We start from the raw sequence: 6,109 nt of genomic DNA, 5'->3' as shown, positions 1-6,109 counted from the left end.
CCCCCCGAGGCGCCCTCGCCGTGCCGAGCAGGTTGCCCGGCACCACCGCGTGGTTGAGCCGGTTGATGGCGAACAGCCCACCGGCGAACAGGGCGAGCACGACAACGGACAACACCAGCGCGACCACCATCAGGGCCTTGCCGAGGCGGGTGCGCCGGCGGCGGACCCGGCGCGGCCGGCGTACCCGCCGGTACCGGCCACCGCCGGCCTCGACCGTGTCCACCGGTACCCCCTCGCCCCGCGGCCGCGCGCCACCGTGGTGCCCGGCCGCTCGACCGGCCCGACGCAGGCAGCACCGACAGCGCGTCCGGACCCACCCATACCCGGAGGGCTCTGATGCAATCGCGCCCGCCGTGTCACGGCCGCGGTGACCGGTTCGTGCCCGGTTGGCCCACCACGGTCAGCGAGCCCGGTTCCAGCTCGGTCAGGCCGCCGTCTCGCACGGTCGGCAACCCCGCGCCGAGCAGCCGGCCCCATTGCGGCCCCGACGCGGTACGCACCGACACCTCGAGCCCGTCGGCCAGCCACCGGTCCCGGTCCGCATCGCCGGTGGCCCACCAGAGCAGTTGCGCGCCGTGCCCGACCTGAGCCATCGCCTTGCCCGCCGTCATCGTGAGCCCCGGGTTGACCCACAGCGTCGGGTTGGCCGGGTCGGGCGGCGGTGGTGGCGTCGCGTCCTCCAACTCCGTGCCGCCGACCTGGAGCCGGGCCAGGTCCGGCGGCCACCCGTCCAGCGGCACAGGCGGGAACACCCGGACCTCGGCGCTGCGGACCGTCACCGTCAGGCCGGGCAGCGCGAGGGCCCGCGACCAGCCCGCGCCCCGGGCCCGGCGGACCACCTTGCGGATGCGGCCGGCCTCCCACCGGCGCACCGCCGCCGACCACTCACCCTCGGTCGTGCGCGGGTCGGCGAGCAGCGCGAGCACCGCCCGGGCGGCCGTCTCCAGCGCGTCGGTGCGCTGCGGTGGTTCGGCCTTTTCCAGGCGTACCACCAGGGGAAGCACCATCTCGGATGGGGTCTCGTCGTCCACGAGCCCATGATCGCAGCCCGGACCGGCCGCGCGGGCCAGGGTCAGGGTTATCGGTCGCTGTTATCGGTCGGGGTCATCGGTCAGCGGCAGCCGGCCCTCACCGGTACTCGACAGCCGCGTCCTCCAGCCAGTCCGCGAGGTAGTTGGCGAACGACGAGCGCACCAGCAGGTGGTACGCCGGCTCGGCACCGGACGTCCCGTCATCGACCGCGACCAGCACGATCTGTGCGTGCGCGAGCAACGTCTGCGCGCACCGGCCGGTCGGGAACCGGGTGGGATGCAGGTCCAGGGCGCAACCGTGGGCCAGTAGGTCGCGAGCGCGGGGCCCGGCCACCAACACCGTGGTACGCAACGCCGAGGTGTCCACGACCGACACGCCGGCACCCCTCCGGGCGGCCAGCCGTGCCGCCAGATCCGCGCCGGGTGACCCCACCACCAACCACTCATCCGGTCCGAGCCACAGCACCGACAGCTCACCGGACCCGGCCGTGGTACCCGGCTCGACCGGCAGCGGTACGCCCAGTTCCAGCCCGACCGCGTCGGCCGCCGGCCCCTTGGCGGGCAGCCGCAGGTTCACCTGGGTCCGGAACGGCAACTCGGCCAGCCGTATCCCGGTCAGCGGGTGAGGCGTCCAGCCGGCGAGCGGGCTGCGGATCGTCGTCTCCAGCGGCTCAGCCATCGCGGCGCGCTCCCTCCGGGTCGTAGAGGACCGGGCCAGCGACCGTCACCGGGACCAGCCGCCCGTCATCCAGCGGCGCGTAGAGCCGGTCGCCGATCCGGTCCCGGCCGCCGGCCACCAGAGCCAGCGCGAACGTGCGGTCGAGCGCCGCGCTGCGGTAGCTGGACGTGACGTGGCCGAGCATCGGGACCGGCGGCTCGGGCAGCCGCCCACCGGCGAGACACGCCGGATCGACCACGTGCACCCCCTCCGGCAGCAGCAGGGTGGGATCCTCGGGCAACAGGCCGACCAGGTGCTTGCGGTCCGGCCGGGCGGTGTCGCTTCGGGCGAACGACCGCTTGCCGATGAAGTCGGCCTTCTTCTTCGACACCACCCAGGCCATGCCCAGGTCCTGCGGCGTCACGGTGCCATCGGTGTCCTGGCCGACGATCGGGTACCCCTTCTCCGCCCGCAGCACGTGCATCGTTTCGGTGCCGTACGGGGTGATGCCGTACGGCGCGCCGGCCTCGTACACCGCCTCCCACAGCGCGAGCCCGTGCCACCAGGCGACGTTGACCTCGTACGCCAACTCGCCGGAGAAGCTGATCCGGCACACCCGGGCGGGCAGCCCGGCCACCACGGTGTCGCGCCAGGTCATGAACGGGAAGGTGGCCGCGTCGACAGCGAGACCGGGAGCCAGCCGTGCCAGCACGTCCCGGGAACGCGGGCCGACCACGGCGACGGTGGCCCACTGATCGGTGACCGAGGTGCACCAGGCCGCGAGGTCGGGCCACTCGGTCTGGAGCCACTCCTCCATCCAGTCCAGCACCGGGCCGGCGTTGCCGGTCGTGGTGGTGAGCAGGAACCGGTCCGGTGCCAGCCGGGCGACCGTACCGTCGTCGAACACCATGCCGTCCAGGCCGCACATCACGCCGTACCGGATCGCGCCCACCGCCAGCGTGCTCATCACGTTGGTGTACAACCGATCCAGGAACCGCCCCGCGTCCGGCCCCTGTACCTCGATCTTGCCGAGCGTCGACGCGTCCATGAACGCCACGCCGGTACGGGCGGCCACGCACTCCCGACGCACCGCCTCGGCCAGGCCCTCGCCCTCGGCCGGGTAGTACCAGGATCGCCTCCACTGGCCGACGTCCTCGAACCGGGCGCCGTGCCGCACATGCCAGTCGTGGATCGCGGTCACCCGTACCGGATCGTAGAGCTGGCCCCGGTCCCGGCCGGCGAGGGCGGCGAAGCTGACCGGCGTGTACGGCGGCCGGAACGTCGTGTGTCCCAGCTCCGCGATGCCGGCGTCCAGCGCCTGACCGACCACCGCGCTGGTCAGCAGGCCGGACGTCTTGCCCTGATCGTGTGCCGTGCCGGCGGTGGTGTACCGCTTCACGTGCTCGACCGAGCGCAGCCCGGCGCCGGTGGCCCGCAGCACGTCGGCCACGGTCACGTCGCGCTGGAAGTCGACGAAGTGGGTCGAGTAGTCCTCCGCGGGCACGAACCGGAGATCCGGGACGCCTCCCGGGGCCGCGGTCGCCGGCGGAGGACCTTCCGCGCCCGCCCCGACCGAGGGCGGTGACCAGTCCACCGGTGTGATGCCCAGAGCCGTCAACGCCTGCCGGGCGGCGTCCACCCCGTCCACGAGACAGGCCGTCGTGGAGGTGAGTCCCCGCGCGGCCCCGGCCACGGTGACCGCCTGCCGGCAGCCGTCGGGCAGGAAGGCGCCGACCACCTCGTCGTACCGCAGCCGTCCGCCGGACTGGCTGTAGAGGTGCAGCACCGGGCTCCAGCCGCCGGACACCAGCAGCGCGTCCGCGTCCACCCGGACCGTCGGTCCGCCGCCGACCGGTTCGATGTCCACAGTGGACAGCACATCGTGACCGTGCGCGTCGTCACCGTGCGCGGCGACCACAACGTGCCCGCCGTAGCGCCCGCCGACCTGTCCACCCACCGTGCCGCCGGTCGCCTCGCGGGGGTCGACCAGCGCGGCGATCTCGACGCCGGCCGCGGCGAGGTCGGCCACCACCCGGTACCCGGAGTCGTTGATGGTGAACACAACCGCGCGGCGGCCGACGAGCACGCCGTACCGGTGCAGGTACGTCCGGGCCGAGTCGGCCAGCATCACGCCGGGCAGGTCGTTGCCGGCGAAGGCGATCGGGCGCTCGTGCGCCCCGGTCGCGAGTACCACCTGCCCGGCCCGGATCCGCCAGATCCGCTCCCGGGCCAGGTTCCCGGGAGCCGCCGCGCCCAGGTGATCCGTCCGGCGTTCCACAGCCACCAGGTAGTTGTCGTCGTAGTACCCGAACACCGTCGTACGGGTCAGCACCCGCGCACCGGCCCGGTCGAACCAGTCATCGCCTTCGGTGTCGGGCGACGCACCGCCCACCTCCGGCCGCTCGTCGGCGAGGATGACCCGGGCGCCGGAGCGGACGGCGAGGCTGGCGGCGGCAAGACCGGCCGGGCCGGCGCCGACCACGAGCATGTCGCAGTGTGCGTGTACGGCGTCGTACCGGGCCGGATCGGGCCGGTCGGCCAGCCGTCCCCGGCCGGACAGGCTGCTGGCCACCAGGCCGTCGTGCAGCTCGACCATGGTCGCCGGGCGCATCGGGTCCGGGAACGGCGCCTCGAGCTGCACCACGCCGGTCGGCTCCTCGCTGCCCGCCGACATGACGCCGCGCGGGCGGCCCAGCCGGACGCTGGTGCCGATCCGGCGCACACCGTTGGCCAGCAGCGCCGAGGCCAGGGTGTCGCCGGGGTGCCCGGAATATGCGGTGCCGTCGAACCGGAACCGCAGCACGGTACCGCGGTCGATCCGTCCCTCCGTCGCGTGCCTCAACCCGTCGCCACTCATGCCGGCTCACCGATCCGGTACACCCGCAGGATCTCGTTGGTGAGCGTGTCACGGACCGCGTTGAACCACCGGCGGCAGCCGGCGGTGTGGCACCACCGCTCCGCGAACGGCCCCTTCAGGTTCTCCCGCACGAACAGGTACCGGCCCCACTCCTCGTCCGACAGCGCGGCCGGATCGGACGGGTACGCGACGTGAGCCGCACCGCCGTAGTGGAACTCGGTCTCGTCGCGCGGCCCGCACCACGGGCAGCGGATCAGCAGCATCGCTCCTCGCTTCCTGTCCCGCACCGCATCTCTGTCCCGCACCGCATCTCAGTGAACCGCCGCGACATTTCAGTGAGCCACGGCCGCGGCGCCGTGCTCGTCGATGAGCGCACCGGTGCTGAACCGGTCGAGCCGGAACGGCGCGTTGAGCGGATGCGGCTCGTCGTGCGCCACCGTGTGCGCGTAGCACCAGCCGACACCCGGAGTCGCCTTGAATCCGCCCGTCCCCCAGCCGCAGTTGACGTACAGCCCGTCGATCGGCGTCAGCCCGACGATGGCCGAGGCGTCCGGCGTCACGTCCACGATCCCGCCCCAGGTGCGCAACACGTGCGCCCGGGCGAACACCGGGAACAGCTCCAGCGCTGCGGACATCTGTCGCTCGATGACCCGCAGCGCGCCCCGCTGGCTGTACGAGTTGTACGCGTCGATCCCCGCGCCCATCACCAGTTCGCCCTTGTGTGCCTGGCTGACGTACACGTGCACGGCGTTGGACATGACCACCGTCGGGTGCACCGGCTCCAGCAACTCCGAGACCAGCGCCTGGAGCGGATGGCTCTGTACCGGCAGGTCCAGCCCCACCATCCGGGCCAGTACCGACGAGTGCCCCGCCGCGGACAGCGCCACCTTGCCCGCCCCGATCGGTCCCCGCGTGGTGCGCAGCCCGGTGACCCGTCCATCGTGGACGTCGATGCCGGTCACCTCGCAGTGCTGGATCAGGTCCACGCCCAGCGCGTCCGCCGCCCGGGCGAACCCCCAGGCGACATAGTCGTGCTTCGCGATGCCCGCCCGCGGCTGGTACGTGGCGCCGAGCACCGGGTACCGGACGTCCGGCGAGATGTTCACGATCGGGCAGACCTCCTTGACCTGCCCCGGATCCAGCCAGTGAGCGTCCACTCCGGACAGCCGGTTGGCATGCACCCGGCGGGCACCCTCGCGCACGTCCTGCTGGCTGTGCGCCAGATTGAGCACGCCACGCTGGCTGAACAGGATCGGGTAGTCGAGGTCTTCGGCCAATCCCTCCCACAGCTTGAGCGCGTGCTCGTAGATGCCGGCGCTGGCCTCCCAGAGATAGTTGGAGCGGATGATGGTGGTGTTGCGGGCCATGTTGCCCCCGGCCAGCCAGCCCCGTTCCAGTACCGCGACATTCGTGATGCCGTGGTTGCGGGCGAGGTAATACGCGGTGGCCAACCCGTGCCCGCCACCGCCCACGATGACCACGTCGTAGTGGCGCTTCGGCTCGGGGTTGCGCCACAGGAAGTCCGGATGCTCCGGCAGGTCTTCGGTCATCTCGCTCTCTCCA

6 protein-coding genes are annotated in these 6,109 nt (G+C 72.8%); all 6 read right to left on the bottom strand.

The features are described 5' to 3' along the window. A partial coding sequence (locus Raf01_RS28440; protein WP_203921091.1) for a hypothetical protein occupies positions 1–223 on the bottom strand: 223 nt, incomplete at its 3' end. A gap of 133 nt (positions 224–356) precedes the next feature. Next, positions 357–1,031, bottom strand: coding sequence for an aminoacyl-tRNA hydrolase (locus Raf01_RS28435; protein ID WP_203921090.1), 675 nt, complete (start codon positions 1,029–1,031; stop codon positions 357–359). A gap of 97 nt (positions 1,032–1,128) precedes the next feature. Then, entirely contained in the window at positions 1,129–1,710 is a 582-nt protein-coding gene (locus Raf01_RS28430; RefSeq protein WP_203921089.1) for a sarcosine oxidase subunit gamma, read from the bottom strand. Further along, on the bottom strand, positions 1,703–4,546 hold the full coding sequence (locus Raf01_RS49835; protein WP_239133989.1) for a 2Fe-2S iron-sulfur cluster-binding protein: 2,844 nt from the start codon (positions 4,544–4,546) through the stop codon (positions 1,703–1,705). Before Raf01_RS49835 ends, Raf01_RS28430 begins: the two co-directional genes overlap by 8 nt. Beyond that, a complete protein-coding gene (locus Raf01_RS28420) occupies positions 4,543–4,809 on the bottom strand; it encodes a sarcosine oxidase subunit delta (protein ID WP_203921088.1) in 267 nt (88 codons plus the stop codon). Before Raf01_RS28420 ends, Raf01_RS49835 begins: the two co-directional genes overlap by 4 nt. Before the next feature lie 69 nt (positions 4,810–4,878). Continuing rightward, the gene (locus Raf01_RS28415; protein ID WP_203921087.1) at positions 4,879–6,096 is read right to left on the bottom strand and encodes a sarcosine oxidase subunit beta family protein; all 1,218 of its coding nucleotides are present in this window, start codon (positions 6,094–6,096) and stop codon (positions 4,879–4,881) included. Positions 6,097–6,109: the final 13 nt, after the last annotated feature.

Source organism: Rugosimonospora africana, from assembly GCF_016862975.1.
GTDB lineage: Bacteria > Actinomycetota > Actinomycetes > Mycobacteriales > Micromonosporaceae > Rugosimonospora > Rugosimonospora africana.
This window is presented reverse-complemented; position numbering and strand designations above follow the sequence as displayed.

What these genes read in the sequence shown, in the direction of transcription:
- Raf01_RS28415 (WP_203921087.1), bottom strand. Translation starts at nt 6,096, where the DNA reads ATGACCGAAGACCTGCCGGAGCATCCGGACTTCCTGTGGCGCAACCCC.
- Raf01_RS49835 (WP_239133989.1), bottom strand. Translation starts at nt 4,546, where the DNA reads ATGAGTGGCGACGGGTTGAGGCACGCGACGGAGGGACGGATCGACCGC.
- Raf01_RS28420 (WP_203921088.1), bottom strand. Translation starts at nt 4,809, where the DNA reads ATGCTGCTGATCCGCTGCCCGTGGTGCGGGCCGCGCGACGAGACCGAG.
- Raf01_RS28430 (WP_203921089.1), bottom strand. Translation starts at nt 1,710, where the DNA reads ATGGCTGAGCCGCTGGAGACGACGATCCGCAGCCCGCTCGCCGGCTGG.